Source organism: Lacticaseibacillus kribbianus, assembly GCF_020180945.1.
Taxonomy (GTDB): domain Bacteria; phylum Bacillota; class Bacilli; order Lactobacillales; family Lactobacillaceae; genus Lacticaseibacillus; species Lacticaseibacillus kribbianus.
The window spans coordinates 99,627-125,648 of sequence record NZ_JAIPUL010000004.1 but is presented as its reverse complement, the minus strand read 5'-3'; the positions used below and the strand labels follow the sequence as shown (position 1 = coordinate 125,648).

The 26,022-nt window shown below is 63.5% G+C and carries 23 protein-coding genes; 6 read left to right on the top strand and 17 right to left on the bottom strand.

Annotated features, from left to right (window positions below; all coding sequences use genetic code 11):
• Positions 1-8: 8 nt before the first annotated feature.
• From LE416_RS11535 to LE416_RS11515, 5 genes are all read right to left on the bottom strand, one after another.
• Positions 9-1,487, bottom strand: a complete 1,479-nt coding sequence (locus LE416_RS11535) for an ABC transporter permease (protein ID WP_225049018.1) — start codon at positions 1,485-1,487, stop codon at positions 9-11.
• Between the two features lie 471 nt (positions 1,488-1,958).
• A complete protein-coding gene (locus LE416_RS11530) occupies positions 1,959-2,153 on the bottom strand; it encodes a DUF6440 family protein (protein WP_225049016.1) in 195 nt (64 codons plus the stop codon).
• Positions 2,140-3,927, bottom strand: a complete 1,788-nt coding sequence (locus tag LE416_RS11525; RefSeq protein WP_225049015.1) for a helix-turn-helix domain-containing protein — start codon at positions 3,925-3,927, stop codon at positions 2,140-2,142. Before LE416_RS11525 ends, LE416_RS11530 begins: the two co-directional genes overlap by 14 nt.
• 104 nt (positions 3,928-4,031) lie before the next feature.
• The gene (locus tag LE416_RS11520) at positions 4,032-5,834 is read right to left on the bottom strand and encodes an FtsX-like permease family protein (protein ID WP_225049008.1); all 1,803 of its coding nucleotides are present in this window, start codon (positions 5,832-5,834) and stop codon (positions 4,032-4,034) included.
• 9 nt (positions 5,835-5,843) lie between these two features.
• Entirely contained in the window at positions 5,844-6,602 is a 759-nt protein-coding gene (locus LE416_RS11515) for an ABC transporter ATP-binding protein (RefSeq protein WP_225049006.1), read from the bottom strand.
• A 272-nt stretch (positions 6,603-6,874) separates the two neighbouring features.
• Between LE416_RS11515 and LE416_RS11510 the strand changes: the two genes are divergently transcribed.
• From LE416_RS11510 to LE416_RS11500, 3 genes are all read left to right on the top strand, one after another.
• Entirely contained in the window at positions 6,875-8,518 is a 1,644-nt protein-coding gene (locus tag LE416_RS11510; RefSeq protein ID WP_225049004.1) for an APC family permease, read from the top strand.
• Between the two features lie 141 nt (positions 8,519-8,659).
• Positions 8,660-9,961: a D-serine ammonia-lyase gene (locus tag LE416_RS11505; RefSeq protein WP_225049001.1), complete on the top strand. Its 1,302-nt coding sequence runs from the start codon at positions 8,660-8,662 to the stop codon at positions 9,959-9,961.
• Positions 9,962-10,208: 247 nt separating this feature from the next.
• Complete coding sequence (locus LE416_RS11500) at positions 10,209-11,858, top strand: APC family permease (protein WP_225048999.1); 1,650 nt, start codon at positions 10,209-10,211, stop codon at positions 11,856-11,858.
• A 147-nt stretch (positions 11,859-12,005) separates the two neighbouring features.
• Here the strand turns inward: LE416_RS11500 and LE416_RS11495 are convergent, their stop codons facing one another.
• The gene (locus LE416_RS11495) at positions 12,006-12,248 is read right to left on the bottom strand and encodes a YdeI/OmpD-associated family protein (protein WP_225048992.1); all 243 of its coding nucleotides are present in this window, start codon (positions 12,246-12,248) and stop codon (positions 12,006-12,008) included.
• A 101-nt stretch (positions 12,249-12,349) separates the two neighbouring features.
• Between LE416_RS11495 and LE416_RS11490 the strand changes: the two genes are divergently transcribed.
• Positions 12,350-13,111: a zinc ribbon domain-containing protein gene (locus LE416_RS11490; RefSeq protein ID WP_225048991.1), complete on the top strand. Its 762-nt coding sequence runs from the start codon at positions 12,350-12,352 to the stop codon at positions 13,109-13,111.
• A 63-nt stretch (positions 13,112-13,174) separates the two neighbouring features.
• On the opposite strand, the gene LE416_RS11485 is transcribed toward LE416_RS11490, so the two are convergent.
• Genes LE416_RS11485 through LE416_RS11470 form a run of 4 tightly spaced genes read right to left on the bottom strand, consistent with a single transcriptional unit; the run spans position 13,175 to position 16,455 of the window.
• Positions 13,175-13,909, bottom strand: coding sequence for a hypothetical protein (locus tag LE416_RS11485; protein WP_225048990.1), 735 nt, complete (start codon positions 13,907-13,909; stop codon positions 13,175-13,177).
• Positions 13,910-13,923: 14 nt separating this feature from the next.
• Positions 13,924-15,045 carry an AI-2E family transporter gene (locus LE416_RS11480; protein ID WP_225048987.1) on the bottom strand — a complete coding sequence of 374 codons (1,122 nt, stop codon included), beginning with the start codon at positions 15,043-15,045 and terminating at the stop codon, positions 13,924-13,926.
• A gap of 39 nt (positions 15,046-15,084) precedes the next feature.
• Positions 15,085-16,260, bottom strand: a complete 1,176-nt coding sequence (locus LE416_RS11475; RefSeq protein WP_225048985.1) for an MATE family efflux transporter — start codon at positions 16,258-16,260, stop codon at positions 15,085-15,087.
• A gap of 6 nt (positions 16,261-16,266) precedes the next feature.
• Entirely contained in the window at positions 16,267-16,455 is a 189-nt protein-coding gene (locus tag LE416_RS11470) for a hypothetical protein (protein WP_225048982.1), read from the bottom strand.
• Between the two features lie 311 nt (positions 16,456-16,766).
• Here LE416_RS11470 and hflX point away from each other — a divergent pair, with 311 nt between their 5' ends.
• Together hflX and LE416_RS11460 are read left to right on the top strand one after the other, a co-directional pair.
• Positions 16,767-18,047 (top strand): GTPase HflX, encoded by a 1,281-nt coding sequence (gene hflX / locus LE416_RS11465; protein ID WP_225048980.1) that lies wholly within the window; start codon positions 16,767-16,769, stop codon positions 18,045-18,047.
• On the top strand, positions 18,044-18,460 hold the full coding sequence (locus LE416_RS11460) for a GNAT family N-acetyltransferase (RefSeq protein ID WP_225048978.1): 417 nt from the start codon (positions 18,044-18,046) through the stop codon (positions 18,458-18,460). Before hflX ends, LE416_RS11460 begins: the two co-directional genes overlap by 4 nt.
• Before the next feature lie 93 nt (positions 18,461-18,553).
• Here LE416_RS11460 and LE416_RS11455 read toward each other — a convergent pair whose 3' ends face one another.
• The 7 genes from LE416_RS11455 to nagE all read right to left on the bottom strand — a co-directional run bounded on the left by LE416_RS11455 (position 18,554) and on the right by nagE (position 25,680).
• The gene (locus tag LE416_RS11455) at positions 18,554-19,213 is read right to left on the bottom strand and encodes an amino acid ABC transporter permease (protein WP_225048976.1); all 660 of its coding nucleotides are present in this window, start codon (positions 19,211-19,213) and stop codon (positions 18,554-18,556) included.
• A 16-nt stretch (positions 19,214-19,229) separates the two neighbouring features.
• Positions 19,230-19,874, bottom strand: coding sequence for an amino acid ABC transporter permease (locus tag LE416_RS11450; protein WP_225048975.1), 645 nt, complete (start codon positions 19,872-19,874; stop codon positions 19,230-19,232).
• Positions 19,874-20,695: a transporter substrate-binding domain-containing protein gene (locus tag LE416_RS11445; protein ID WP_225048973.1), complete on the bottom strand. Its 822-nt coding sequence runs from the start codon at positions 20,693-20,695 to the stop codon at positions 19,874-19,876. The genes LE416_RS11450 and LE416_RS11445 overlap by 1 nt, the downstream gene beginning before the upstream one ends.
• Before the next feature lie 11 nt (positions 20,696-20,706).
• Positions 20,707-21,444: an amino acid ABC transporter ATP-binding protein gene (locus LE416_RS11440; RefSeq protein WP_274705069.1), complete on the bottom strand. Its 738-nt coding sequence runs from the start codon at positions 21,442-21,444 to the stop codon at positions 20,707-20,709.
• Between the two features lie 232 nt (positions 21,445-21,676).
• Positions 21,677-22,510 carry a DUF6681 family protein gene (locus LE416_RS11435; RefSeq protein WP_225048972.1) on the bottom strand — a complete coding sequence of 278 codons (834 nt, stop codon included), beginning with the start codon at positions 22,508-22,510 and terminating at the stop codon, positions 21,677-21,679.
• Between the two features lie 487 nt (positions 22,511-22,997).
• Positions 22,998-23,540, bottom strand: a complete 543-nt coding sequence (locus LE416_RS11430) for a hypothetical protein (protein WP_225048971.1) — start codon at positions 23,538-23,540, stop codon at positions 22,998-23,000.
• Between the two features lie 166 nt (positions 23,541-23,706).
• Positions 23,707-25,680, bottom strand: a complete 1,974-nt coding sequence (nagE, locus tag LE416_RS11425; protein ID WP_225048969.1) for an N-acetylglucosamine-specific PTS transporter subunit IIBC — start codon at positions 25,678-25,680, stop codon at positions 23,707-23,709.
• Between the last annotated feature and the right edge of the window lie 342 nt (positions 25,681-26,022).

The following is a 26,022-nucleotide window of genomic DNA, read 5'->3' as shown; positions in this document are numbered from 1 at the left end:
GTGTCCTCCTATCCGATCAGAATGCGCTTGGGGTTCAGGCGCAGGATGCCACCGGCGCCGGCCAGAATCGCAATCAGGATGATGGCGAGCCCGAGGCCAAACAGGATGGCCACGCTCTTGAAGGTGACCTGCGTGGCGAGCTTCGCCTGCTTGGTCTGGGCCTTCTGGCTGGCCTGACCTGGCATGCCGCTCGGCGCACCGGTCCGGCTTGCGCCCTGCGTGCCGCCGGGGCCACCCTGGCCGCCCGGCATCCCACCGGGCTGGTTGGTGCTCGAGGTCGTGGTGGTCTGGGCGCTTGAGACGACCTGGGCCGCCAGCTTGTCGCCGACGAACTGGCCGCCGGCGCTGGCGATGCCGACGCCGACCAGCAGGATCACGAACAGCTCGACGAAGAACTGGGCGATCACCTTGGCACGTTTTTCACCCAGGCTGAGCAGGATGCCGATCTCGAATCGCCGCTCGCGGATCATCAGCACCACAATCAGCGCCAGGATGATGGTCCCGGCGATGGCGACCAGCCAGACGATCTTGTCGGCGAAGCTGGTCACCGAGCTCATCGAGGCTTTGACCATCTGGTAGGACTGGTCGTCGGCGGTCAGGCTGAACTTGCTGGAGATCAGCTTGTTCGCGGCCTTCTTGACCCCGGCCACCTTGCTCGGCGTGGAGACGGTGAAGACCACGGAGTCCGCCGTGTCCTTGTACTTGGTGCCCTTGAGCGTGTTGGCGAAGGTGTAGCTGGCGAAAATGGTGTTGGACGGGTCGCCGCCGCCCATCATTCCGCCGCCCATGGTGGTGCTGGCCGTGGACTTGGCCTTGTAGATGCCGACCACCTTGAGCTTGTAGGTCTTGGTCTTGGCGGTGTTCTTGACGGTGATGGTGTCGCCGACTTTGAGGTCGTTTTCCGTCGCCAGCTCGCTTTCGATCACCACGTTGTTGGTGCCTTCGTCGCTGGCCGTCAGCCCCCGCCCCTTCTTGATGACGTAGGTCTTGTCGCTGAAGTTGGCGTTGGCGGCGGTGCTTGAGACCCCGCTGATGGTGATGTCGCCTGAGCTTTCACCGCCACGGTTGCCCATCGGCCCGGTCATCTGGCCGGTGCTGGTCGAGATGGCGTCGAAGCTCTTGGCATTGGCCGACGTCGAAACGGCCACGCTGTAGCTCTCAACGCCGGCGAGCTTGGCAATCTTCTCCGCCGTGCTCAGCTTGACCGGGGACATGCTCAGGCTCGGCTTCTCGCTGGGCTGGCTCGGCTGGCCGTCGCTTGACGCCGCGTTTTCGCGCATCTTCTTGAACGCCGCCTCACGGTTGGCGCTCAGGGTCAGCGTCGCGCCGATGCTGTCCTTGGCGTTTTCGGTCGCCTGGTTTGCGGCGCTTTTGATCAGCAGGCCGGCCATCACGAATAACATAATGGCACTTGTCACAAGGATCAGCAGTGCGGTCCGGCCCTTCTTCGCGATCAGGTTCAGCCACGCGCGTTTGGCAAAATTCATTGTGTCGCCTCCAATACGAAGGCGACCGCGGCCGCCTTCAAGTCTCGTCATCGAATGACTATCTTCAAGTTACCGAGCAACCATGGTGAAACTGTGAACAAAATGCGGCCAAAGTCGGTTGCGGAAGGGAAGAAATTGAGAGGGCGGAGCCGAGCGCCCTTAGCGGGACGGGTAGCCTAGCACCATCGTTGGGGCGGGCTGTGCCCCAGCGTTGGTGCGTAGCTAGCCGCTCCCGCGTTGCTCGGCGGAGCCCGTTTAGAGGGCGGAGCCGAGCGCCCTTAGCGGGACGGGTAGCCTAGCGCTGGCGTTGAGGCGGGCTTGGCCTCGACGCTAGTGCGTAGCTAGCCGCTCCCGCGTTGCTCGGTGGAGCCCGTTTAGAGGGTGGCACGCAAATACGACCACGCAAAAACGCAGCGCCACCCTGCAACTAGCTTGCAGAATGGTGCTGCGTCTTCGTTCGTAAATCCGGTTCTAATCCAGCGGTTCGTCGTACAGCAACGGCTTGCCGTCGGCGTCGACCAGTACGGTCAGGCCACCGCCGGAGCCGACGTTCATCGCCAAGTACTGCACCCGCGTGTCACGGTCGACCAGGACCTCCACCACGTGCGCCCACCCGACCGTCTGCTTTTCTATCACAACAAAGCGCGCATCCTCACTCGCCATCATGCTCTCCTTTTGGCCGCAGCCAGTCCAGTGCCACCCCGTTGCTGGTCCAAGTCGCCTTGAGCTCGGGCAACAGGCCCGACACGCCAACCACCGCCATGTTGGCGGCGAACGCCTGCACCGCCGCCTGCGTCGTTGCGGTCGGTGCGATCAGCCACGCCACCACGCGGCGATTAAAATGGTAATCGATGACAGCGTACTCCAGCTGATCGGCCAGCGCAATGTGCGGATCGGCCGCCATCAGGGCCGGCAGCTGGGCGCGGTCGGCCTCGGCAACCCGGAACATCAGGTTCATCATTGCCCCGATGCCCAGCTGACGGTACAGGTAGCCGGCGTCCGGGGGCAGCGCCGCGCCGAGGTGGGCGGCCAGTGCCACGCACTGCCCGGCCGAAAACCAGTTGCTCGCCATCGACACCAGCCACAGCTCGCTCGCGCGGTAGGTCGGCGTGTCACTCAGCCGGGTGAAGAGCTGCGCAAGGTCGGCCTGCGTCGGCTGAAGCGAGTCGTCTGCGGCGATGGCGGTGTCCGCGGTGCCGACCAGGGCCGACAGCTGGGCGCGCCACAGCGGCCAGGGCAGCTGTTCCTTGTAGTCGCGGGCAAAGTCCGCCACGATTTGGCGAATCTCAGCATCCGGCGCCCCTTTTTCCCGGGCGGCGACCAGGGCTCCGGCCGCGGTGACCAGTGGCTGGTGGCGCGGGTACCACATGCTGAAGTTGGTGCTGAGCAGCGCCAGCTTGCCCAGCAGGGTGAACACGCGGGACAGCCCGAGCTGCGTCTGCCCGCGCTCGAAGCGGCGCGTGGTCGAGGCCGCCCAGCCCACGCTGACCGCCTGCGCGGTCAGGTGCAGCTGGCGACGCCGCAGCGCGGCCCAGGCCCCGGCGGCAGTCGGCCGCACGTCAAGCACCGGGGTGGCGCTCAGCGCTGAGTTGTGGTGCGGTGTGGCCCGGGCCACCCGGTGCCACACGCGGCGCAGGTAGGCGGCCATCGCATCAGACTGAATGGCCGTCAGCGCGGCCAGCTGCGCCTCAAGGGCAGATCTGCCCGTCCCCTGCCGCCAGTCGGCGAGCAGCAACCCGAAGCGCCAGCGCGGCAGCGGCCCGAACAGCACCCGGGCAAAGCGCGGCTCCCGAACGGCGGCCGCAACCGCCGGCCGCATCTCGGCGATCAGCGCGACATCCCCGGTGGCCAGGCCGGCGAAAAACAGCGCGGCCCGCGTCAGGTGGAAGGTGGTCGTGCCGGTCTGCGGCACCGCCTGCGCCCGCCGCCACAGCAGGCCGATCAGCTCCGGACTGGCCGGGCCGATCAACGCGCTGGCCAGCGTGTACTCGAACTGGTGCCAGGTGCGCGGCGCCGTCATCAGATCGGCAATCTGCTGCTCCTGGGCGGCCGTCAGGGCAAAGCCCGGGTCCTCCCAGCGCGCCGCCGCGTCGCAGTAGGCCGCAATCAGGCCGACGGACGCGTCGTCTTCACCGGCGTGCGCGGCCAGGTAGGCGGCCTTGGCCTTGGCAATCGCCGCGGCGTCGCCGGTGAAAATCAGCGGCATCAGCGCCGGCACCTGCCCCGGATCCTGTGCCATCAGCGCGGCTAGGTCCGCGCTTTCAATCCCCAGCCGCCGCATCAGGGTGAACGCCGCGTCCACGCCGAGGTCGGTTTCGCCGCGCTCAAATCGCGACAGCGCCGCCGCCGAGCGGTCGCCGGCCGCCTCAGCCAAGGTCAGCCCCTGACCGATTCGAGCGGCTTTGAAGAACTGACCCAGCTGTCTTGTTTCAATCCCCATCCGCTCACCTCCTCGTGTTTGGCCTATTATCGCGCGGCCCGCGCCGGCTGGCAACCGCCAAAGCCAAAAAACGCCGCCGCGGGCAACCGCAGCGGCGTTTCGAATCAGGCAGCCAAATCCTTTTTGATCACGATGCTCTCGTACAGCCACACGGTCAGCCCGTAGTAGACGGCGTAGAGCACCAGGAAGATGCCGAAGGGGAGCAGCAGCCCCTGGTACGGGTGCTGGAGCAGGCCGTTGAACATCTGGAGGCCGAACAGTACGTGAACCATCCCAAGCCCCGCCGGGAAGGCGAACAGCGCGCCGATCTCCTGGCGCACGGACTTGCGCAAAAGGCCCTGCCGCACGCCGATCTTTTGCAGCATCAGGTAGCGGGCGGCGTCGAAGCTCGCGCCGCTCAGGATCTTGAACATCAAGGTCGACGCGAGCATCGCCAGGAAGGCCAGGCCGAGGAAGAAGCCCATGAACGCCAGCCCGCCGAACATGCTGTTGATCAGCGCGTAGGTGACGAACTTCTGGCCGGACTGATCCGCGCTTTCGATCTTGTAGCGCTTGTTTTGCGCCGTCAAAAGCGCGTCGATGCGGTCGTAGTTGGCACCGATGTCCTTCAGCTGGTAGGCCACCGCCGTGCGGGTCGAACCGGAAAGCTTGGCGAAGGCCGCCTCCGACACCACCTTGAAGGATTCCTCGCCCGGCAGCTTGAAGGCCTGCAGCTGGCTGTAACCCTCGTCCTGGTACTTGGCGAAGTTCTGGCCGGTCACGGCTTGTTCCACCACCTTGCCCGGGCCGCGGTACAGCACCAGGTCAAGCCGCTTGGCGTCAAGCTCGGCCGCGTTCAGGTACACCGTTTTGCCGACCACGCGCTCCCGGTACGTGACCTTCTTGGCCACACCCGTCAGCTTGGCGGCCGACTGCTTGGCTGAAGCGTTCGGGGCCATCAGCACTAGGTCGTACTTACCCTGCTGCTTGGCCATCTCGGGAATCGCGTCCTTGAAGCCCAGGCCGACGGTGATCGCGCCGAGCGCCAGGGCGAACAGCATTGCGACGACCGCGAGAATCTTGGTGTAATCGCGGAGGCGGAAGCTCAGCTGCCCCAGCGTGAAGGTGTGCAGGCCGCGGGCGGCGAAGCGGCGGTTGCGCCGCAACAGCCCGATGGCCCAGACCAACAGCGCGTTAAACAGGAAGTAGGTCCCCAAGACGATGGTGACCAGGGCAATCCCGATGGCCGGCACGCCGAAGTTCATCAGCTTGCCCATGATCCAGTAGCCGATTGCCAAAAGCACCACGGCGAGCACCGCCTGAAGCGCCAGCACCCAGCGCTTTTGCTGGATGCGGTTGGGCAAGGTCGTCGCGTGCAGCAGGTTCAACACCGGCGTCTTCAGCAGGCGCGCGGCGTTGACGAAAGCCGCGATCACGAACATCGCCAGGAAAAAGGCGAAGGTGGCGATGACCGCCGGCAGCCAGAGGACGGCGAAGTGCGTCGCCGGCGCGTGCAGCATCCCCAGGAAAATCGAGCCGGCCACGGCGGTCAGCCCCGTGCCGACCACCACGCCGACCGCGGCGGCGCCCAGGCCGACCGCAACGGTTTCAAGGAAGATCAGCTGCGCGATTTTGCCCGACTTGGCGCCGAGCATCATGAACATCGCGTAGTCGCGCTGGCGCATGCTCATCAGGAAGGTGTTGGCGTAGACGATGTAGACGGTGGTGATGATCACTAGGAGCACCGTGCCGAAGCCGAAGATCACCGGTGTGGCGCTGATCGGGGAGTTGCTGGCCAAAAAGGCCTTGTTGGTCGCCATGGTCATGAACATGTAGAACACGGCGCTTGCGATCACCAGCCCGGAGAACAGGACCGCGTAATCGCGGAAGCGGGCGCGAATGCCGCCCAGTGCAAGTTTGCGTAACATAGGCCCCTCCTACTTCTGGAACGTGCCGAGCGTGTTCAGGATTTCCTGGTAAAAGGCCTCCTGAGACTTGCCGGCGTGGCGCAGCTCGGTGCCGACCTGGCCGTCCTTGATGAACAGGATGCGGCTGGCGTAGCTGGCGGAGAACGGGTCGTGGGTCACCAAGAGAATCGAGACCCCCTGCTCCTGGTTCAGGTGCTGCATCGTGTCCAGCAGGTCGCGGGCGGACTGGGAGTCAAGCGCCCCGGTCGGCTCGTCGCCAAACAGGATTGCGGGCTCCTGCATCAGCGCGCGGGCGGCGGCGACGCGTTGCTTTTGGCCGCCGGACAGCTCCGTCGGGTAGTGGTCGAGGACACCGGCGATGCCAAGCGTGGCGGCGACCTTGTCGACGGCCGCCTGCTGCGCCTTGGCGCCGGCGTTTTGCAGCGCCATCGGCAGCGCGATGTTCTCGCGGGCGGTCAGGTTCTCCAGCAGGTTGAAGTCCTGGAAGATGAAGCCGACCTGCTTGGCGCGAAAATCGCTCAGGCGGTTGCCGCGCAGCTTGGTCACATCCTGGCCGTTGATCGCGACGTGGCCGGAGGTTGGCCGGTCCAGCGTCGAGAGGATGTTGAGCAGCGTGGTCTTCCCCGAGCCGCTGGCGCCCATGATGCCGACGAACTCGCCGGGCTGCACGTCGAACGTCACCCCTTTCAGCGCCTGGTACTGCTTCTCGTTGGCCTTGCCGTAAGTCTTGGTCACGTTGTCCACCGCAACCACTGGTTGAGTCTGCATGTTTGTTGCCTCCATTTTTTGTCTGTGCTTATATGTTACCCCAGACCGGGGCCGCGTGCGCGAACAACGGGCTTACACCTTTGTCACGCCGCAATTCAGCCCCTGGTCCGATGTATTTTCATGTTTTGGCCAAAAGTTTCTGCAAACAGCTTTCGTTTTCACGAATTTTCTTATAGAATAATCACCGTTACACTTGGAGGCGCGCCATGTTCCGAAACAAGGCCCCGGGCGGTGCGGCGTCGGCTGTCACTCACCGCTCATAGGGGGATACATTGAAAACAGACACAGAACAACCGCGCTACATTCCGTGGTTCATCATCGGCTTGATGGACTTCGTCACCGTAATCGGCTTTGATGACATTATTTATAACTTCCGCAACCAGGGGCTAGTCGCCCTGTTCACCTGGGTGCTGATGACCTTCTTCTACGTCATTCCGTACAACCTGATCGTCGCCCACCTCGGGTCGACCTTCGCCGAGGAGGGCGGCGGCATCACCTCCTGGATGCGCCAGACCAACGGCGACACCGTCGGCTACTTCGCCGGCTGGTTCTACTGGATTACCGAGCTGCCCTACGTCGTCGACGTCGCCAACTCCGTCATCATCAGTGCCGGCTGGCTGCTGTTCGGCAACGGCCACATCCAAAGCCACGTCGGCAACGCCTGGTTCGGCATCCTGTCGGCCGTCGTGTTCGTCGCCTTCATCTGGCTGGAGCACCTGTTCAAGAACAAGTCGCTGGAGGTGATGTCCACCATCGGCGGCATCGCGATGTTCGGTATGACGGTGCTGTTCGTCATCATGACCTTCGTCGGCCTGAGCCAGGGCCGGCCGATCGCGACGCACCCGTTCAACTGGCACGCGTTCATGCCCAAGAACTTTTTCTCCCTGTCCTTCCTGTCGACGTTCGGCCTGTTCGTCTTCGCGATGAACGGCGCCGAGCTCGCCGCGCCTTACACCAAGAACATGAAAAACCCCGCCAAGGACTTCCCCAAGGCGTTGAAAATGATTGCGATCATGACCATGTTCCTGACGCTGTTCGGCACCTTCTCGTTGGGCGTCTACTTCAACGCCAACGACCTGCCGCACGACCTGAAGATGAACGGGAACTATTACGCCTTCCAGCTGATCGGCCACCAGTTCGGCGTCGGCAACCTGCTGCTCTACATCTTCACCGCCACGCAGCTGATGTACGACCTGGCGCAGCTGGCGATTCTTTTGGACGCCTCGACGCGCATCTTCCTATCTGATACCAACAAGAAGTTCCTGCCGAAACAGCTGACCAAGATGAACGCCGATGGCCTGCCGATCAACGGGTACTGGCTGACCACCGCCATCTGCGGCACCATCATGGCGCTGGGCGGGCTGCTGCCGCGCATCAACGACATTTTCAACTGGCTCCTAGACCTCAACGGCATCGTCAGCCCGTTTGCCACCTGCTTTTTGTTCTGGGCCTTCATGGGCGCACGGCGGCACTCCGAGCGCTTCCCCAAGCCCGATTACACCTACATCAAGTCGGATAAGCTGGGCTTTGTCGTCGGCCTCTGGATGTTTCTGGTCACCTTCGCGCTGGCGGTGCTCGGGTTCTTCCCGACCGATGCCAACGCCCGCACCTTCACGCTGATGCTGATTCTGAACATCGCCGTGCCGGTCGGCATGATCATCCTGGGCTTCACGATGCCCTGGCTGGCCAAGCGCCAGCAGAACCACGGCGTCGCCTTCGGCCAGACGGCGTGGTGGGTGATCACCGCGGCGCTTGCCGTCGGCGTGATCGCCGCCGTCGGCTACGGCGTCTTCGTCCGCCTGCTACCGCACCAAGGCGCCCTGGCCCAGTGGGGACTGACCGTGGTGCTGATTGCCGCCGGCCTGGCCCTGGTCGCCGGCGTCACCAAGCACGGGCGCGAAGGGCTCCAGGCTTAGCCGCCTAGAACCTTGGGCTTGCCTGCCGCAATCAAAAGTTTTATGATATTGCAGACAGAAATAAAGTTCCCCGCCAGACGAGTGGTGGCCGCAGCGATGCGACCACCACTTTTTTTACCGGAAGAAACAGGAGGAAACACGATGAACCTTGACCAACTGATTGCAAAGGCCCCGGTGGTGGCCGACCTGGCCGCCGCGCGCGAGACGCTGTGGGTCAACCCCGACTACGGCAAGCCCACCACGCTCGACCTGACGGCGGCCGACCTGTTCGACGCGGAGGCGCGGCTGCACCGCTTCGCCCCGTACCTCGCCGCGGCCTTCCCCGAAACCGCCGCAACCGGCGGCATCCTGGAGTCACCGCTGCGGCGCATCGCGGCGATGCAAGACCACGTCACGCAGCGCGAGGGCTACCAGCTGCCCGGCGCCCTGTACCTCAAGGCGGACAACGAGCTGCCGATCTCCGGCTCCATCAAGTCGCGCGGCGGCATCTACGAGGTGCTCAAGATTGCCGAGCACGTCGCGATGACTCAAGGCGACCTGGTCTACGGCGACGACTACGCGCGCCTGACCGCCCCGGCCTTCCGCGCGCTGTTCGGCCGCTACGGCATCGCCGTGGGCTCGACCGGCAACCTCGGCCTGTCCATCGGCATCGTCGCCGCCAAGCTCGGCTTCAAGACCACGGTGCACATGTCCCAGGACGCCAAGCAGTGGAAAAAGGACCGGCTGCGCCAGGCCGGCGTCACCGTCGTCGAGTACCCGGGCAGCTTCACCAAGGCGATCACCGCCGGCCGCGAGCTGGCCGCCAAGGACCCGACCACCTTCTTCATCGACGACGAAGGCTCCCGAGACCTGTTTTTGGGCTACGGCGTCGCCGCCATCCGGCTGCAAAAGCAGCTGCGCGACCAGCACATCGCGGTCGACGCGGACCACCCGCTGTTCGTCTACCTGCCGGCCGGCGTCGGCGGCTCGCCGGGCGGCACCACGTTTGGCCTCAAGACGATTCTCGGGCCGCACGTCCACGCCGTTTTCGCCGAGCCGACCCACGTGCCCTCGGTGGTGCTGGGCATGGCGACCGGGCTGAACGACGGTATCGCCGTGGAGGACATCGGCCTGGACGGGCTGACCGAGGCCGACGGGCTGGCGGTCGGCCGGCCGTCGCGCCTGGCCGGGCGCGTGCTCGACACGCTGCTGTGGGGCATCGCAACCTTCGCGGACGACCGGATCATGGCCTACACCGCCGAGATGATGGCCACCGAAAACCAGTTCTTGGAGCCCTCCGCCACCGCCGGCTTCGCGGCGCTTAGGGCGGCCCAGCCGGCGCTTGGCCGCCAGTTCCCGCTGGCGCACGCGACGCACATCGTCTGGGCCACCGGCGGGATGCTGGTGCCGGCTTCGGAGCACGCGCGCAACCGCGCGATCGGTGAGGCCATCCTGAATCGCTAGCACTGGACCCGGGGCGCTCCCGGGTTTTTTTTGCGCCGGCGCCCGGGCCGCTGGGGGCAAAGGCTCCGCCCTTGCCGAGCGCAGCGTGCAACTTGCAAACTTTTTTCTGTAAATAGCTTTCGCCATCCTGCAAACTCGGGTAGAATGGCAAAGGACTTTTTTCACAGGAGGATTGAGCGATGGCGCGAAACAAGGCGCCTGCCGATGCGGCCGCTGACTGACACCACAGCAAGCATTGGAGGCAACCATGCAACCAGATACGAAGCAAAAGCAGTACATCCCTTGGGTCGTCGTCGGCCTGATGGATTTCGTCACCGTGATCGGTTTCGACGATATTATTTATAACTTCCAGAACCAGGGGCTCGTCGCCGTGACGTCCTGGGTCCTGATGACCTTCTTCTATGTCATTCCCTACAACCTGATCGTCGCACACATGGGCTCGACCTTCTCCGAGCAAGGCGGCGGCATCACAAGCTGGATGCGCCAGGTCAACGGCGACACCGTCGGTTACTACGCCGCGTGGTTCTACTGGATCACCGGCCTGCCGTACGTCGTCGACGTCGCCAACTCCGTGGTCATCAGCTTCGGCTGGATCACCAACGGCAACGGCGACATTCAAAGCCACATGGGCAACGCGTGGTTCGGCGTTTTCACCGCCGTGGTCTTCGTCTTGTTCATCTGGATCCAGCACTTCTTCAAGAACAAGTCGCTTGAGTGGATGTCCACCATCGGCGGCGGCGCGATGTTCATCATGACCGTGCTGTTCGTCGTGATGACCTTCGCGGGCCTGGCGCACGGCAACCCGATCGCCACCCACCCGTTCAAGTTCAGCGCGTTCATGCCCAAGCACTTCTTCTCGTTGTCCTTCCTGTCGACGTTCGGCCTGTTCGTCTTTGCGATGAACGGCTCGGAGCTTGCGGCGCCTTACACCGCCGACATGAAAAACCCGGCGAAGGATTTCCCGAAGGCGCTGAAGATGATCGCCATCATGACGATGTTCCTCACGCTGCTCGGCACCTTCTCCTTGGGCGTGTACTTTAACGCCCACCACCTGCCGAACGACCTGAAGATGAACGGCTCCTACTACGCCTTCCAGGCCATCGGGCAGCAGTTCGGCATGGGCAACGCCCTGATGTACCTGTTCGCCGTCGTCCAGGGCATCTACATGCTCGCGCAGCTGGCCGTCATCCTGGACGCGTCGACTCGCGTCTTCCTGTCCGACGTGGCCAAGCGCTTCATGCCGCGCCAGCTGACCAAGAAGAACTCCGACGGCCTGCCGATCAACGGCTACTGGCTGACCACCATCCTCTGCGCCGTGATCATGGCGCTGGGTGGCATGCTGCCGAAGATCAACGACATTTTCAACTGGCTGCTGAACCTCAACGGCATCGTGTCGCCTTTGTCCACCATGTTCCTGTTCTGGGCGTACATGATGGTCCGCAAGAACCCGGGCCGCTTCCCCAAGCCTGAGTACACCTACATCAAAAACGACAAGCTCGGCCTGGCCGTCGGCACCTGGATGCTGGTGGTCACCTTCCTGCTGGCGGTTCTCGGCTTCTTCCCGACCGACGCCGATGAGAACACCTTCGCGCTGATGCTGACGCTGAACATTCTGGTGCCGATCGGCATGGTCGCCCTGGGCTTCTCAATGCCTTGGATCGCCAAGCGCCAGCAGCACGGCAACGCGTTCGGCCCCGGCACCTGGTGGGCGCTGGCCATCCTGATGGTGATCGGACTGGTCGGCCTGGTCAGCTACGGGATGTACACCAACCTGCTGGTGCACCTGAGCGTCGGCCTGCGCGGCGTCTTCATCATCATCGTCGACGCCATCCTGGTGTGGCTGATCGCCTACTTCACCAAGGACGGCCGCAACGGCGTGGTCAGCTCGGACTTCTAGCCAAAAAAACCTGCGCGGCACGGGCCGCACAGGTCATCTCATCAAACAGGCGCGTGGGCCATCGCTCGCGCGCCTTTTGCGTGGTCGCGCCGTTTCGACTGCCTCAGGTCCGCGAGCGTGGGCGGTGACTCGGGATCCCGAGCTGGATCAGCGCTTGCGCGCGTCGTACGCGCGCTTGGACTTGAAGCCCGCGGCGAACACCTCACGCATCTTCTGCAGGTGGGCCTCCCCGGTGGCGGGGCTGGCGACGCCGAACAGATAGCGCGCCCACTCGCGCTGGTAACCCGGCGTCAGCGCGGCGAAGAAGGCCTGGTCGGCCGGCCAGGCGGCGAGCGCCGCCGCGACCTTGGGAATGTCGGCCTCGTAATCGGCCAGTGGTTTGCTTGGCATGGTGATCCTCCTCAAAAAAGTGGCTGCACACGGCGATTGGCGCGGTCAGTGCGCGGCCGGTATGGTAGACTAACTTTATCACATTTTCTTTGGAGGCACTCATGCAATACTGTACCCAATGCGGCCAGCCCCTCGACCGCGGCGCGAAGTTCTGCCGTCACTGCGGCGCGCCGGTGCCGCAGGACACCCCGGCGCCGCAGCCGACACCGCAACCACAGCCGGCACCACAGCCGCAGGCCACTGCCCAGCAGCCGACCCCGACCGCACAGCCACAGGCCACCGCGGCACCGCAGCCGGAAGCGCCACTCACCGAGCAGCAGCGCTACGAGCAAAAGGAGGCCCGCCGCATCCTGCTGATTCGGCGCATCGGGCTGACCATTCTGGTGGTGCTCGGCCTGTCGATGGCATGGTTCGGCCACACCGGCATCGGCCTGTTCGACGGCGAGTACGAGGCCGCCTGCCCCAGCCTCGACGTCGGCGAAAGCGGCGGCTCCCCGGTGCGCTACACCTACGAGTCGCAGGGCGAGCGCTACCAGGGCGACATCTCCTACCACATCAACCGCAGCGCGCTGGTCAAGGCGATCACCAAGCAGGCCGGTGCCGCGCCGCGCCAGATCACGGGCGTCGAGCTGCGCGACCACCTGAACGACAAGGTCGTCAAGCTCGCCAACTACGAGGACGGCACCCGCACTGTCGCCATCGCCCCGACCATGGGCCCAGCCAACACGGTCGCGCTGGTGTTCAGCTACAAGTACACCAACTCACGCATCCAGACCACCGCGTGGACGATGATCATCATCGGCGTGCTGTTCGCCGGCTTCGGCATCCTGTTCCTGGTGCGCAAGCCAAAGATCAAGGCCTGACGACTAAAAATACGTCGTGCCACCCCCACAACCGGGAGCGGCACGACGTTTTTTAGCGCGCAGTTACTTCACGACCGTCCAGTCGTCCAGCGTGCGCCCGGCCGCATCCTTGAACTGCAGCCACGAGTTGGTGGTGCCAAAGTACAGGAACAGCCCGACCTCGTTGGTGCTCTTGAGGATGATGTCCGCTGTGGTCACAAAGTCCGGGCCGATCGCCGTCTGGTGCTCGCCGCGCAGCTGGGCGGCAAAGCGTGCGGAAAAACCCAGGCTGCCGTCGGCGTTCATCTCGGGTTCGGGCTTCATGCGCGAACCGGCAAGCAGGCGCATCTCGTTGCGCCGCTGCCAGTACACGGTGGCCTGGGTGCCGGCGAAGGTCGTCGTGAACGCGACGTCGGCGACCGCCTTGGACCAGCGGTGTGCGGCCTTGGCCGGGCGCTTCTTGGCCGGCGCAAGCGTGACCCCGAGCACGGTGAGCGCGGGCAGCAGTGCCGAAAGCAGCGCGGCGGCCGGGCGCTTCATGTTGCCGGGTACCGGCTGGGCGGTGTACGCCAGCTTGGGGCCACCCACCGCCGCTGCGATGGCCGCGGCCAGGTAGCGCGGCTCGAGCTCGGCGGGTTCAATCGTCAGCGTGCGCGTCGCCGCCTCAACTAACTGGTCAACGCCGACCACCTGCGCGCCGGTCAGGTAGAGGCTGACCGCGCCGGGCAGTGGCGGCTGGGCGCCGGCCTGCACCCGTACGGTGGCGCCGGGAGCGGTCAGGGTTAGAATCTCATCGTGCCAGGTTGTCATCTCAGTCATCCCTTCTTCCGCGCTCACTCGCTGAGCGGGCGGCCTTCCTTGCGCCAGGTCGCGTTGCGGATCAGGCGGTAGGCGGTGGCGGCCAGCGGCACGCCGAGCAGCATCCCGAGCACCCCACCGATGCCGGAGCCGACGGTCACCGCGGCCAGCACCAGGATGCCCGGTAGGCCGATCGAGCCGCCGACCACGCGCGGGTAGATCAGGTTGCCCTCAAGCTGCTGCAGGCAGACCAGGTAGACCAGAAACAGCACCGCCTTGAGCGGGCTGACCACGACGATCAGCACGAAGCCGATCGCCCCGCCGATGTACGCGCCGAGCATCGGAATCAGCGCCGTCATGCCGATGAACGCGCCGATCGAGCCCGCGTTGGGGAAGCGAAACAGCAGCATCCCCAGGGTGCACAGCGTGCCGAGGATGAAGGCCTCGGTCACCTGCCCGACGATGAAGCGCGAGAACATCAGGTCCGCCTCGTGCAGCACGTAGCGCAGCTTGGCCATGAACTTGGCCGGCAAAAATGCGTCGCCGACGCGGTTCAGCCGGCTGCCGATGCCCTCCTTGCCCGCGACCAGGTAGATGGCGAAGGTGAAGGCCAGAATGAAATTGACCACGCCGCCGGCCACCGAGCTCACCAAAGACAGCGAGCCGGAGAACAGGCCGGACACGCCGGCGGACAGGTAGCGCGTGGCTTTTTGCTGGAGGCTCGACCAGTCGATGTCCGCACTCGCCAGCTTCTTGGTCAGCGCGGTCGCCTGGTCGGACTTGGTCAGCCAGTCGTTGAGCTTGGTCAAGGTCTGCGGCAGGCTAGTGAAAAAGCCGTCGACCGCCGCGACGAACTGCGGCACGACTAAGCGCAAGACCCCGGCCAGGATCACCACGGTCAGCACGATGGCGGAGACGATGGCGACCGGCCGCCGCAGCCGCCGGCCCAGCCCCTGGGCGTGGGGCCAGAGCACGCGCTCCAGCCGCACCACAATCAGGTTCATGCAGTAGGCCAAAGCGGCGCCGATCACCAGGGGCGTCGCGGTGGCGAGAAGTGCCTTGAGGCCGGCCCACAGCTGGGCCGAATACAGGATGATGAGCAGGAACACCGCCGCCCCCACGGTGAGTTGGACGAGCTGCTTGCGGGTAACTTTCATAGGAGACTCCTTTGGTTGTTTTGGGGTATTATACCAGACTCAGACCAGCTTGTTTTGGTACCACTTGTCGCCGGCGAAGCGGCGGATGAAGATCACGCCGCGCACGCCCCACTCCAGGCCCATGATGGCGCAGACGCCGGGCACGCCGAAGCCCATGCGCACCGCGAAGACGTAGACGCCGACCACGCGAAAGGCCCACATGGAGGCCAGAGAGACGATGGTGGTGAACTTGCCGTCCCCCGCCGCCCGCAGCGCGTTAGGCAAAACGAAGCTGACGGTCCAAAACAGCAGGTGCATGCCGACGAAGATGCAGTAAGACAGGAAGATCACCGGCAGGATCGCGGCGCTCGGCGAGAACAGCCGGATGCCGGGCTTGAACAGCGCGAGCAGCAGCGCGTCCCCCACCACGAACGCCAGCATCCCCAGGCCGACGAAGGACTTGGTGATTTTGCGCGCGTCTTTCAGGTTGCGCCGGCCGACGCACTGGCCGACGATCGGCACCAGCGCCGTGCCCAGGGCGCTTGGGATGATCTCGGACATCTGGGTCCAGGAGCTGGTGATCGCGTTGGTGACGATGGCCTGGGTGCCCAGCATCACGATCATCATCTGGATCAGGATCTTGCCGCCGTTGAAGAAGACGCCCTCGGCCGCAAAGGGCACGCAGACCGTCAGCACCTTGCGCAGCATCCGCCAGTCCACGCGCCGCATCACCCGCCAGGTCAAGGCGAACAGGTCGCGGTGCGACGCCAGCATCCACACGGCCAGGCCCGCCGCCAGCCAGCGCGACAGGTTCAGCGCGATGATCATGCCGACCACGCCCATGTGCAGCCAGGTGATGGTGACCAGGTTGAACAGCAGGTACATCACGTTCATCGCCAAAGACAGCTGCAGCGAGTTCTTGGTGCGGCCGATGCCGCGCAGGCTGCCGTTGGTGCCCTCGACCATCGCCTCGAACGGGTAGCTGCAAAGCACGCCGAGCATGTACAGCCGGGCGTTTCTCATCACCGCCGGGCTCGCCGCGCCGAACAGCGCGCTTAGGATGCCGTTGTGCAGCAGCCCGAACACCAGCGCCAGCACGATGCCGGTCGCCACCGCGCCGTAAACGGTGCCGTTGACCACGTGGCCGAGGTCCTTGACGCGATTGGCGCCGAAGTACTGGGCAATCATCACCGTGCCGCCGAGGCCGACCGACACGAAAATCGAGATCAGAAACACGTTGACCTAGCCGACCATGTTGACGGCGCTGATGGCCGCCGCGCCGGAGCTTGCGATCATGGCGGTGTTCAGGAAGTTGAACGACACCAGAAAGAACTGGTCGACCACGACCGGCCCGAGCAGCCCGAACACCTCCCGGTAGCCGAACGTCTCGCCCGAAAAAAAACGCTGAAGCAGTTGCCTGAATTTACTCACGATGTCCTCCGTTGAAAGCCCTTGCGACTTAGTCCATCGTACCCGAAACGACAAAAATTACAATCCCCGCCGCCCCGCTTTCGTTTGGCCTGTCGCCTCAAGTGTGTTACACTAGCTTACGAAAGAGAAAGGAGTCGATTCGCGATGCGTTTGAAGACAGTGGCCACCCAGACAATTGGATAATTTGCGCCTAGCGCGCCACTGCAGCGAGTCGAATCTACGGGACCAGTCCGGTCAATAGAGGAAGCTTCTGGGCTTCCTTTTTTTGTGCCCAAAAAGCCGCAGAGGCGCCACCACCAAAGGAGAACTGTATGACTGAAACACAACAACCACAAGAAAAAGTAATCACCACCGGCATCTCGCGCGGCCAGGAGAACTTCGACTACACGATGCAGGAGCTCGCCGAGCTCGCCCGCGCCAACAACTACGAAGTCGTCGGCGAGTCGCGCCAGAACCTCGACCGCTCCACCGCGGGCTTTTACTTCGGCACCGGCAAGGTCGAGGAGATCGCCGAGCTCGCCCGCGCGCTCGACGCGACCACCATCCTGGTCAACGACGAGCTGTCCCCGTCGCAGCTGCGCAACATCGAGAAGGTCACCAAGCTGCACGTGATCGACCGCACCCAGCTGATCCTCGAGATCTTCGCCAACCGCGCCCAGAGCAAGACCGCCAAGACCCAAGTCGAGATCGCCCAGCTGCAGTACGCCCTGCCGCGCCTGCACCCGAGCGCCAACAAGCTGGACCAGCAGGGCGGCGGTGGCCTGGCCAACCGCGGCGCCGGGGAATCCAAGCTCGAGATGGACAAGCGAGTGCTGAACAAGCGCATCGCCCGCCTGCGCCAGGAGCTCAAGGACGCCGACATCGGCGAGGAGGTTCGGCGCCAGAAGCGGCTTGAAAACGAGCTGCCGGTGGTCGCTTTGGTCGGCTACACCAACGCCGGCAAGTCCACCACGATGAACGGCCTGCTCGACCTGTTTTCCGACCACCCGGAAACCAAGCAGGTCTTCGAAAAGGACATGCTGTTCGCGACGCTCGACACCTCGGTGCGCCAGATCACCCTGCCGGATCACCGCAAGTTCCTGTTGTCCGACACGGTCGGCTTCGTCTCGAAGCTCCCGCACAAGCTGGTCGACTCCTTCAAGGCGACCCTGGCCGAGGCGGCCAACGCCGACCTGTTGATCCAAGTGGTCGACTACTCCGACCCGCACTACCCGGACATGATGGCCGTCACCGAGAAGACACTGCAAAGCATCGGCATCGAAAACATCCCGATGATCTACGCCTTCAACAAGGCCGACCTGCGCGAAGACACCGTGTACCCGGAGGTCAACGGCAACCAGTTCGTCTACTCCGCCCGTGATGCCAAGTCGCTCAACAAGCTGGTCGAGCTGATCGAGGGCAAGGTGTTCGCCGACAACGAGACCAACACCTACCTGATTCCCTTCGCCAAGGGCAGCCTGGTCGACTTCATCAACCGCGAAACCGGCGTGATCGCGACCGACTACACCGCAGACGGCACCAAGATCAAGACGGTGGTCAACCCGATTCAGGCCGGCCAGCTGCGGCCGTACCTGCTTGAGGACGCCCAGTGATCACCTACCAGACAACACGACCGGCCGCGGCGACCGATGCGGCCGTGCTCGACTTGTACGCAAGCGTCGGCTGGACCGCCTACCTGGCGGATTCGGCCAACACCCTGGCCGCCCTGACGAACTCAACCACGCTGTGGGCGACCGCAGGCGACACCCTGTGCGGCCTAGTGCGCGCCGTCACCGACCACCGCACGATTCTCTACGTGCAGGACCTGCTGGTGGCGCCGGCGTGGCAGCGCCAGGGCATCGGCTCGACGCTCCTGGCTAGGCTTCGGGCCGCAGAGCCGCGGCCGGGCCAGGTGGTGCTGCTCGCCGATGACACTCCGGTCACGCGCCAGTTCTACCTGGCCGCCGACTTCACGGCGGCGGACCAGGCCGCGGAGCTCGCGTTCGTGAAGGACGCGCGCCACTGAACGCAGAACGCCTCGCACATGCGAGGCGTTTTTTTGATGGCTGAATTCCAGCAAAAAAGCCCCCGGCCAGGCGGCCAGGGGCAGTGCACGGCGTCACGCGTGGTTCAGCCGGCGGTTGATCAGCCGCGCGCCGAGGGACAGCGCGTAGTTGACCACGAAGTACAGCACGGCCAGCGCGACGAACATCGGAATGGTGTAGTTGACGTCTTGGCCGTAGATGATCTGCGCGTGGTAGGTCAGCTCCGGCAGCAGGATGATGGTTGCCAGACTGGTGTCTTTGACCAGCGAGATGAACTGCGAGACGATCGGCGGAATCATCGCCTTGAAGGCCTGGGGCAGGATGATGTGAACCATCGCCTGCACGTAGGACAGCCCGTTGCTGCGGGCGGCCTCCATCTGGCCGACCGGCACCGCGTTGATCCCCGATCGCACGATCTCAGCCAGCATCGCGGACTCGAAGATTGTCATCGCGACGATGGACGCCGGGATCACCCCGAGGCGAATGCCGATGTTCGGCAGCGCGAAGTAGGTGAAAAACAGGATCAACAGCAGCGGCAGGTTGCGGATCAGGTCGATCACGAACCCGACGGCGGCCGAGAAGATGCGCACGTTGATGTAGCGGGCGATGCCCAGAAGCGTCCCAATCAGGAAGCTGAACAGGATCGACGTGACGGAGACCTCGACGGTGACCCACAGCCCCTCCAGGAGGTAGTGCAGGTTGACTTGCGAATAAGCATCGATGAAGCTTTGCATGGCACTTCCTCCTTTCCTAGGCGGTGACCCATTTCTTTTCCAAGTGACGCATCAGGTAGGACAGCGGCATCGTCAAGATCAGGTACAGCAGTCCGACCACCAGGTAGGTGTCGAAGGTGTTGAACGTCGCGTTGGCGATGATTTTGCCCTGGTACATCAGGTCGAAGCCAGCGACGAAGGCCAGAATCGACGAGTTCTTGACCAGGTTGATGAACTGGTTGCCCAGCGGCGGGATCACGATCTTGATCGCCTGGGGGAAAACAATCTGGGACATCGCCTGCGTGTAGGTCAGCCCCACGGACCGCGCGCCCTCCATCTGCCCAACGGCGACCGACTGGATGCCGGCGCGCACCGTCTCGGCGATGAAGGCGCTGGTGTAGATGGTCAGCCCGATGGTCCCGGCGGTGAAGCCGTCGACCGGCAGCAGGTACTTGGGCACGATGACGTAAAAGCCCATCGTGATGATCAAAAGCGGAATGTTGCGGATCACCTCGACGTAGAGCTTGCCGATCACCCGCAGCCACTTGTGCGGCGAGATCTCCATCAAAGCGAACACCGTGCCGATGATCAGGGAGAACACCAGCGCAATCAGGCTGGACAGCAGCGTGTAGCCGAGTCCGGACATCAGGGTGCCGTAGTTGTTGGTCAGAATGCTCAGCATTACGCCACCTCCTTGATGTCAAAGCCCGGAATGTCCGAGAACCACTTGTTGATCAGCTTCTCGTAGGTCCCGTCGGCGCGCAGCTCCTGCAGCGCCTTGTTCAGGGCCTTGCGCAGGTTGGTCTGGCCCTTGTTCAGCGCGATGCCGTACGGCTCCTTGGTGAAGGTGCCGCCGACCACCACGTAGTCCGGGTCCTGCTGCGACATCCCGTACAGGATGCCGTTGTCGGTGCTCAGCGCGTCGCCCTGGCCCGACTTCAGCGCGGTGAAGGCCTGCGCGTAGTCGGCCAGCTGCAGCACCGTCGTCGCCGGGGCAGCCTTTTTGACGTTGTCCACCGAGTTGGAGCCCTGAACGCCGATCACCTTGGTGCCGGCGGTCAGGTCCTTGATCGACTTGATTTTGCTGCCCTTTTTGACCAGCAGCGACTGGCCGGCCTTGAAGTACGAGTCCGTGAAGTCCAGCACCTTCTGCCGCTCCGGGGTGATGGTCATCGTCGCAATCACCGCGTCGAGGTTGCCGCCTTTGAGCATCGGCACCCGGGTATCCGAGGTGACCTGCACCAGCGTCGCCTTGGCCGACTTGCCCAGCACCTGCTTGGTCAAGGCGTTGGCCATGTCGACCTCGAAGCCCTGGATCTTGCCGGTCTTGGTGTTCATCAGCCCGAACAGGCGGGTGTCGGCCTTCACGCCCCAGACGATGGTGTTGGTCTTCTTGGCGTGGGCCAGCGCATCCTGGTCGGCGACACTTCGACCGCAGCCGGCGGCCACGCCGGCCACCACGCAGAGCACGGCGACCGTGAGCCATAATTTTAGCTTATGCATCGGCGTCCCTCCTAGTGGTTGAAAATTTTGCTGATGAACTCCTGGGCGCGCGGGTCCTTCGGGTGGTCGAAGAAGCCGGCGACGTCCGTGGCGTCTTCGAGGATCTGGCCCTCCGCCATGAAAATGATGCGATCGCCCACGCGCTTGGCAAAGCCCATTTCGTGGGTCACCACGACCATGGTCATGCCCTGCTTGGCGATTTTTTGCATGACGTCCAGCACATCCCCGATCATCTCGGGGTCAAGCGCGGATGTCGGCTCGTCGAACAGAATGGCGCGCGGCTTCATCGCCAGGCTGCGGGCGATCGCCACGCGCTGCTTCTGGCCGCCGGACAGGGCCGCCGGGTACTTCTTGGCCTGGTCCTTGAGCCCGACCATGTCGAGCAGGTCCAGCGCCTCCTTCTCGACGGTGGCGCGGTCGCGCTTCAGGACCAGCCGCGGGCCGAGGGTAATGTTATCGATAACGGTTTTGTTCGCGTAAAGGTTGAAGTGCTGGAACACCATGCCGACGTTCTTGCGAATCTTGTCCATGTTGGTGTTCTTCTCGGCGAGGTCAAAATCATTGACAATCAGTTTGCCCTCAGTGATTCGCTCCAGCCCATTGATAGTCCGCAACAGCGTGCTCTTGCCCGATCCCGACGGTCCGATCAGCGTGACCACTTCACCGCGGTCGATGGTCAGATTGATGTCCTTGAGTGCGTGAAACTTCCCGTAGTACTTCTCGACGTCGTGAAACTCGATCATTGACATCGAATCGCCTCCTTATCTGCCTGTGAATGTGAACGGTCGACGCGTCGCCGGCAGGAAACGTTAACCAGTTTCCGGCTGCCGCCGACGGGATTTTACCTAGACCACTACCATCATACCTTAGCGAAATTCGCGATGGCAAGTAATCCGCCTCACCCGACGGCACAAAAAAGCCGCGCGTCAGCCGATAAAATCATTAAAATAATCTTACCGGTTTTTTCGCGCGGCCGCAAATTTAGTTTTCGTTGGTGTCGCCGGGCTTGGCTTCCGGGCGAACGGTATAGGCAATCTGGGCGGTAATGGTATAAGGCGTGTCCTTTCGAATCAGGCCGTGGCGGCCCGGTTGCATCACCTCGCCGCCGGTCAGGAACACATGCGCCAGGGCCAGCTGGTAGTCCTTGATGGCGGCACTGGTCGGCATCAGCCCCACCCGGGTGATGGTGCCGAGCGTCACCGGCGCCAGCGCGTTGAGCCCGCCCTGGATCACCAGCTGCTTGCCGCTTTGGACTAGGGCGAAGTACGGCAGCTCGAACGGCCCGCCGATCGCCGCCACCGGCCGGTGCGTGCGGGTCACCACCCGTTCGATCGCGTGCGCGTCCAGCCCCTGGTAGTTCTCGGTCAGGGCACCGGTCGTCCGCAGCTGCTGCACCAGGGCGTCGAGCTTGGGTTGGTCGACCACCACCGCCACCGGCAGCAGCCGCTCCTCCTGGAACAGCCCGTTGGACGCCCCGAGCGTGGTCGACTGCGTCAGCGCGGCCTCCGCCGCCTTGGCCGCCTGCGGGTTGCCGCCGAGCAGCTTTTCCACCCGCGGCGAGACGTCCCACTTCACCTGCTTGTCGGTGAAGTAATAGAAGAAATTCAGCACGATGAAGTACAGAAGCACCAGGAAGGCCAGCAGGAACAGCACCCCGCCGGCGCGGTAGTTCACGTAGCGCAGGTGCCGAAGCGCCTGGTACAGCAGGTAAAAATTGGCGCCGAACGCGACGATGGTGAAGGCCTTCCCCTTCGCCTTGTCCTGAATGTTGAAGTAACTCAGCGCGCGGTTGACCAGATCAAGAACAGTGAGCATGGGAATCCTTTCCTTTCAGAGGGCGAAGCCAGTGCGGGCCTAGCCGGTCAGCTAGCGTAAGACTGGGCGGTGAGGCGCATCTTGCCTCGGCGCCCGGCCTCAGCTAGCTGCACCGGCGTTGCACTGGCGTAGCCCGTTTCGCTCAGAAGGCGAAGCGGCGCGCTCTTAGGCGAGCGGCCAGCGTAAGGCTGGTGCTTGGGCCGGGCTTTGGCCCGAGTGCCGGCCTTAGCTGGACGACTCACCGGTGCGCCGCGCAGCCCGTTTCAGTCAGAGGGCGAAGCGGCGCGCTCTTAGGCGAGCGACCAGCGTAAGGCTGGTGCTTGGGCCGGGCTTTGGCCCGAGTGCCGGCCTTAGCTGGACGACTCGCCGGTGCGCCGCGCAGCCCGTTTCAACCAGAGGGCGAAGCCAGTGCGGGCCTAGCCGGTCAGCTAGCGTAAGGTTGGGTGGTGAGGCGCTTTTTGCCTCAGCAGGGTGCTCAGCACGTGCCCTACTTCGTCGACCCCGAGCTGGCGCTGCCGGAGCTTGCGCTGTCCGCGGTGGCGCCACTGTCCGTCGCATCCCCGGTGGTGTTCCCAGTGCCGTCCCCGGTCGTGGTGTCACCGTCGGTCGTTCCGGTGGTTCCGGTGGTCCCGGTCGTTCCGGTGTCCCCGGTGCCGGTCTGCGCATCCCCTGTGCCCGTCGTGGTGCCGGTGCCGGTTTGCGTGTCGCCCGTGTTCGGCTCGGTGGTCGTCTTCTTGCTGCTCGAGCTGCTGCTGGTGCTGCTGGACGCGTCCGTAGAGTCGCCCGTCGTCTTCGCGCTGTCGTCGGCCTTGGCAGGCGCGGCCGGGGTGCTCTCGCTTGCGCTGCTGGACGTGCTCGAGACGCTGCCGTTTTTGGCCTTGAGCTTCGAGGCCAGCGAGCTCTGCGCCGCGGGCGACTTCGGCGTGCTGGTCGGGTTGACCGCATTATTAATCAGGCTGTAGCCGCTGATCAGGATGATGATGGAAACAATGGCCGCTGGGGATAGCAGCGGCGGCGTGCGATAGGCCATGGGAGACTCCTTTCGAGATGGTGCGCATTGCCCCATCCGTTTGCCTTATATTGTAGCCTAGTTGTGTGGACAAAACGGGACGAATCGGCGAAGTTTATGAAAGTTAAACAATGCGCAACGCAAAAACGCCCACCCCATTGATAGGGCGGGCGCGGCAGTGCGGTGGTTACTTGGTGGTTGCGGTCAGAACCTCGGCGTCTTCTGCCACCGGATCCTTGACGGCGTAATACTTCAGCAGGCCAACGGTTGGCATGTTGGTGATGATGACAATCATCGGGGTCTGCTTGCCGGCAGCCTTGATGGCGTCAAGGTCGACGTCGGCAACCACGTCGCCGTGCTTGACCGTCTGGCCTTCCTTGACCTTGACATCGAACGGCGCACCCTTGAGTTCAACGGTGTCCAGCCCCATGTGCAGCAGGACTTCCAGGCCGCCCGCGGTCTTGAAGCCGATGGCGTGCTTGGTTGGGAAAACGGTCTCGATGGTGCCGTCAACCGGCGAAACAATCTTGCCGTCCGTCGGGTCGATGGCGAAGCCGTCGCCCAGCATCTTCTGGGCGAAGGTTGGGTCGCTCAGCTGGTTGAGCTCCAGGTAGCGGCCGTTGGCCACACTGTGGAAATCAACCTCAACGCCTGGTTCGGAGGAAGCAGCGGCGGCCGGTGCGGCAGCGGCCGCAGGTGCGACCGTGGCTACCGGGGCGTTGCTGTTTTTGAGTTCAGCCAGGGCGTCAGCGACGAACTGAACCTCGGTGCCGACGATGATCTGCAGGTTGCTCTTGTCCAGGACGTTGATGCCCGGGACGCCGGTGGCCTTGATGGCCGCCTGGTCGATCTTGCTGGTGTCGGCCAGCTTCAGGCGCAGGCGCGTCGTGCAGTTGTCGACCACGTTCAGGTTATCGGCGCCGCCGAGTGCGGCGTAGATCTGCTTGGCCTGAACGGTGTACTTGTCATCGCTGGCGTCGGTCGCAACCTTAGGCGCGTCCTCCGTTGCGGTGACGGCCTCACGACCTGGGGTCATGAGGTTGAACTTCTTGATGGCGAAGTCGAAGCCGAAGTAGTAGATCACGGCGAGCACAAGCCCCTGAAGGACCAGCATGTAAGGCATGTTGGCGATCGGGTTCTTGAAGCTCAGCACGAAGTCAACCAGCCCGGCGGCAAAGGCGAAGCCGGCTGTCCAGTGCATGATAGCGGCAAAGGCCAAAGAGAGGCCGGTGAAGATCGCGTGGATGACGTACAGCGGCCATGCGACGAACATGAAGGAGAATTCAAGGGGTTCGGTCACACCGGTGAAGAAGCTGGCGAAGGCGCCGGCAAGGATCAGGGAACCGATTTCCTTTTTGCGCTCAGGACGGGCGTTCTTGTAGATGGCGAACGCACCGGCTGGAAGCCCGAACATCATGACTGGGAAGAAGCCGGCCTGGAACATCCCGGTGACACCCTTGACACCCTTAGAGGCCAGGAAGTTCCCGATGTCGTTGATGCCGGCAACGTCGAACCAGAACACGGAGTTCAGCGCCTGGTGCAGACCCGTTGGGATCAGCAGGCGGTTGAAGAACCCGTAAAACCCGGCGCCGATTGCCCCGAGGTTGACGATGGACTTACCAAAGGCAACCAGCGCGGTGTAAACCGGTGGCCAAACGAAGAACAGAACGGCGGTGACCCCCATCATGACGAAGGCCGCCATGATCGGCACGGCGCGCTTGCCGCTGAAGAACGACAGCGCCATCGGCAGCTTCACCTTGTGGAAGCGGTTGAACAGTGCCGCTGCAATCAGCCCGGCCATGATCCCGATGAAGACGTTGGTGATCTGACCAAAGGCCGGATCAACGGCCTCGACCTTCACGCCGGTCAAAGTGGCGATCACGTCTGGCTTGAGCACGTTGACCGGCACCTCGAAGGCCACCAGCCCGGCGAAGGCGGCGGCGCCGTCCTTGCCTTCAGACATCCCAAGCGCGACCCCAACGGCGAACAGGATCGGCAGCTGGCCGAGAACGGCCAACCCGCCTTGCAACAGGAACGTGGCGATCACATTGGGTCCGAATGAGAGCCAGTAGTTCGCAATCCCGACCAAGAGCGCCGCGGCTGGCAGTACGGCGACTGGCAGCTGGAGCGAACGCCCAAGGTTTTGCATATATGATTTCATATAAGCCCCTCCAAAAATTTCCTAGCCCATGCGGCTAGCGACATAATTTAATTCAGTCTGAAGTATGCCAAGGATGAAAGCGCTGTGCGACCCCCTCACAAGTGGTATACACCAATATTGTTTCGTGTGGGGTACATGTTCCTTTCATGGAAGCCTTGCTGCCGCCGGCTCCTGGCCTTTTTGGAATCAGTTCAGCCGCGCCGAAATTCGCAGAATAAAAAATATTGGTTGGTTGAACATTTGATTCGTATTTTAGCGACATAAATTCGTCCCAGAACGAATCAATTCGCCCCTAAAACCGGCACAACGCCCGTCGTGCCGGGATTGGAAGCAAAAAAGTGT

Excerpts from the sequence above, each read along its gene's own strand:
- LE416_RS11535 (WP_225049018.1), bottom strand. The coding sequence starts at position 1,487 with ATGAATTTTGCCAAACGCGCGTGGCTGAACCTGATCGCGAAGAAGGGC.
- LE416_RS11530 (WP_225049016.1), bottom strand. The coding sequence starts at position 2,153 with ATGATGGCGAGTGAGGATGCGCGCTTTGTTGTGATAGAAAAGCAGACG.
- LE416_RS11525 (WP_225049015.1), bottom strand. The coding sequence starts at position 3,927 with ATGGGGATTGAAACAAGACAGCTGGGTCAGTTCTTCAAAGCCGCTCGA.
- LE416_RS11520 (WP_225049008.1), bottom strand. The coding sequence starts at position 5,834 with ATGTTACGCAAACTTGCACTGGGCGGCATTCGCGCCCGCTTCCGCGAT.
- LE416_RS11515 (WP_225049006.1), bottom strand. The coding sequence starts at position 6,602 with ATGCAGACTCAACCAGTGGTTGCGGTGGACAACGTGACCAAGACTTAC.
- LE416_RS11505 (WP_225049001.1), top strand. The coding sequence starts at position 8,660 with ATGAACCTTGACCAACTGATTGCAAAGGCCCCGGTGGTGGCCGACCTG.
- LE416_RS11500 (WP_225048999.1), top strand. The coding sequence starts at position 10,209 with ATGCAACCAGATACGAAGCAAAAGCAGTACATCCCTTGGGTCGTCGTC.
- LE416_RS11495 (WP_225048992.1), bottom strand. The coding sequence starts at position 12,248 with ATGCCAAGCAAACCACTGGCCGATTACGAGGCCGACATTCCCAAGGTC.
- LE416_RS11490 (WP_225048991.1), top strand. The coding sequence starts at position 12,350 with ATGCAATACTGTACCCAATGCGGCCAGCCCCTCGACCGCGGCGCGAAG.
- LE416_RS11485 (WP_225048990.1), bottom strand. The coding sequence starts at position 13,909 with ATGACTGAGATGACAACCTGGCACGATGAGATTCTAACCCTGACCGCT.
- LE416_RS11480 (WP_225048987.1), bottom strand. The coding sequence starts at position 15,045 with ATGAAAGTTACCCGCAAGCAGCTCGTCCAACTCACCGTGGGGGCGGCG.
- hflX (WP_225048980.1), top strand. The coding sequence starts at position 16,767 with ATGACTGAAACACAACAACCACAAGAAAAAGTAATCACCACCGGCATC.
- LE416_RS11455 (WP_225048976.1), bottom strand. The coding sequence starts at position 19,213 with ATGCAAAGCTTCATCGATGCTTATTCGCAAGTCAACCTGCACTACCTC.
- LE416_RS11450 (WP_225048975.1), bottom strand. The coding sequence starts at position 19,874 with ATGCTGAGCATTCTGACCAACAACTACGGCACCCTGATGTCCGGACTC.
- LE416_RS11445 (WP_225048973.1), bottom strand. The coding sequence starts at position 20,695 with ATGCATAAGCTAAAATTATGGCTCACGGTCGCCGTGCTCTGCGTGGTG.
- LE416_RS11440 (WP_274705069.1), bottom strand. The coding sequence starts at position 21,444 with ATGTCAATGATCGAGTTTCACGACGTCGAGAAGTACTACGGGAAGTTT.
- LE416_RS11435 (WP_225048972.1), bottom strand. The coding sequence starts at position 22,510 with ATGCTCACTGTTCTTGATCTGGTCAACCGCGCGCTGAGTTACTTCAAC.
- LE416_RS11430 (WP_225048971.1), bottom strand. The coding sequence starts at position 23,540 with ATGGCCTATCGCACGCCGCCGCTGCTATCCCCAGCGGCCATTGTTTCC.
- nagE (WP_225048969.1), bottom strand. The coding sequence starts at position 25,680 with ATGAAATCATATATGCAAAACCTTGGGCGTTCGCTCCAGCTGCCAGTC.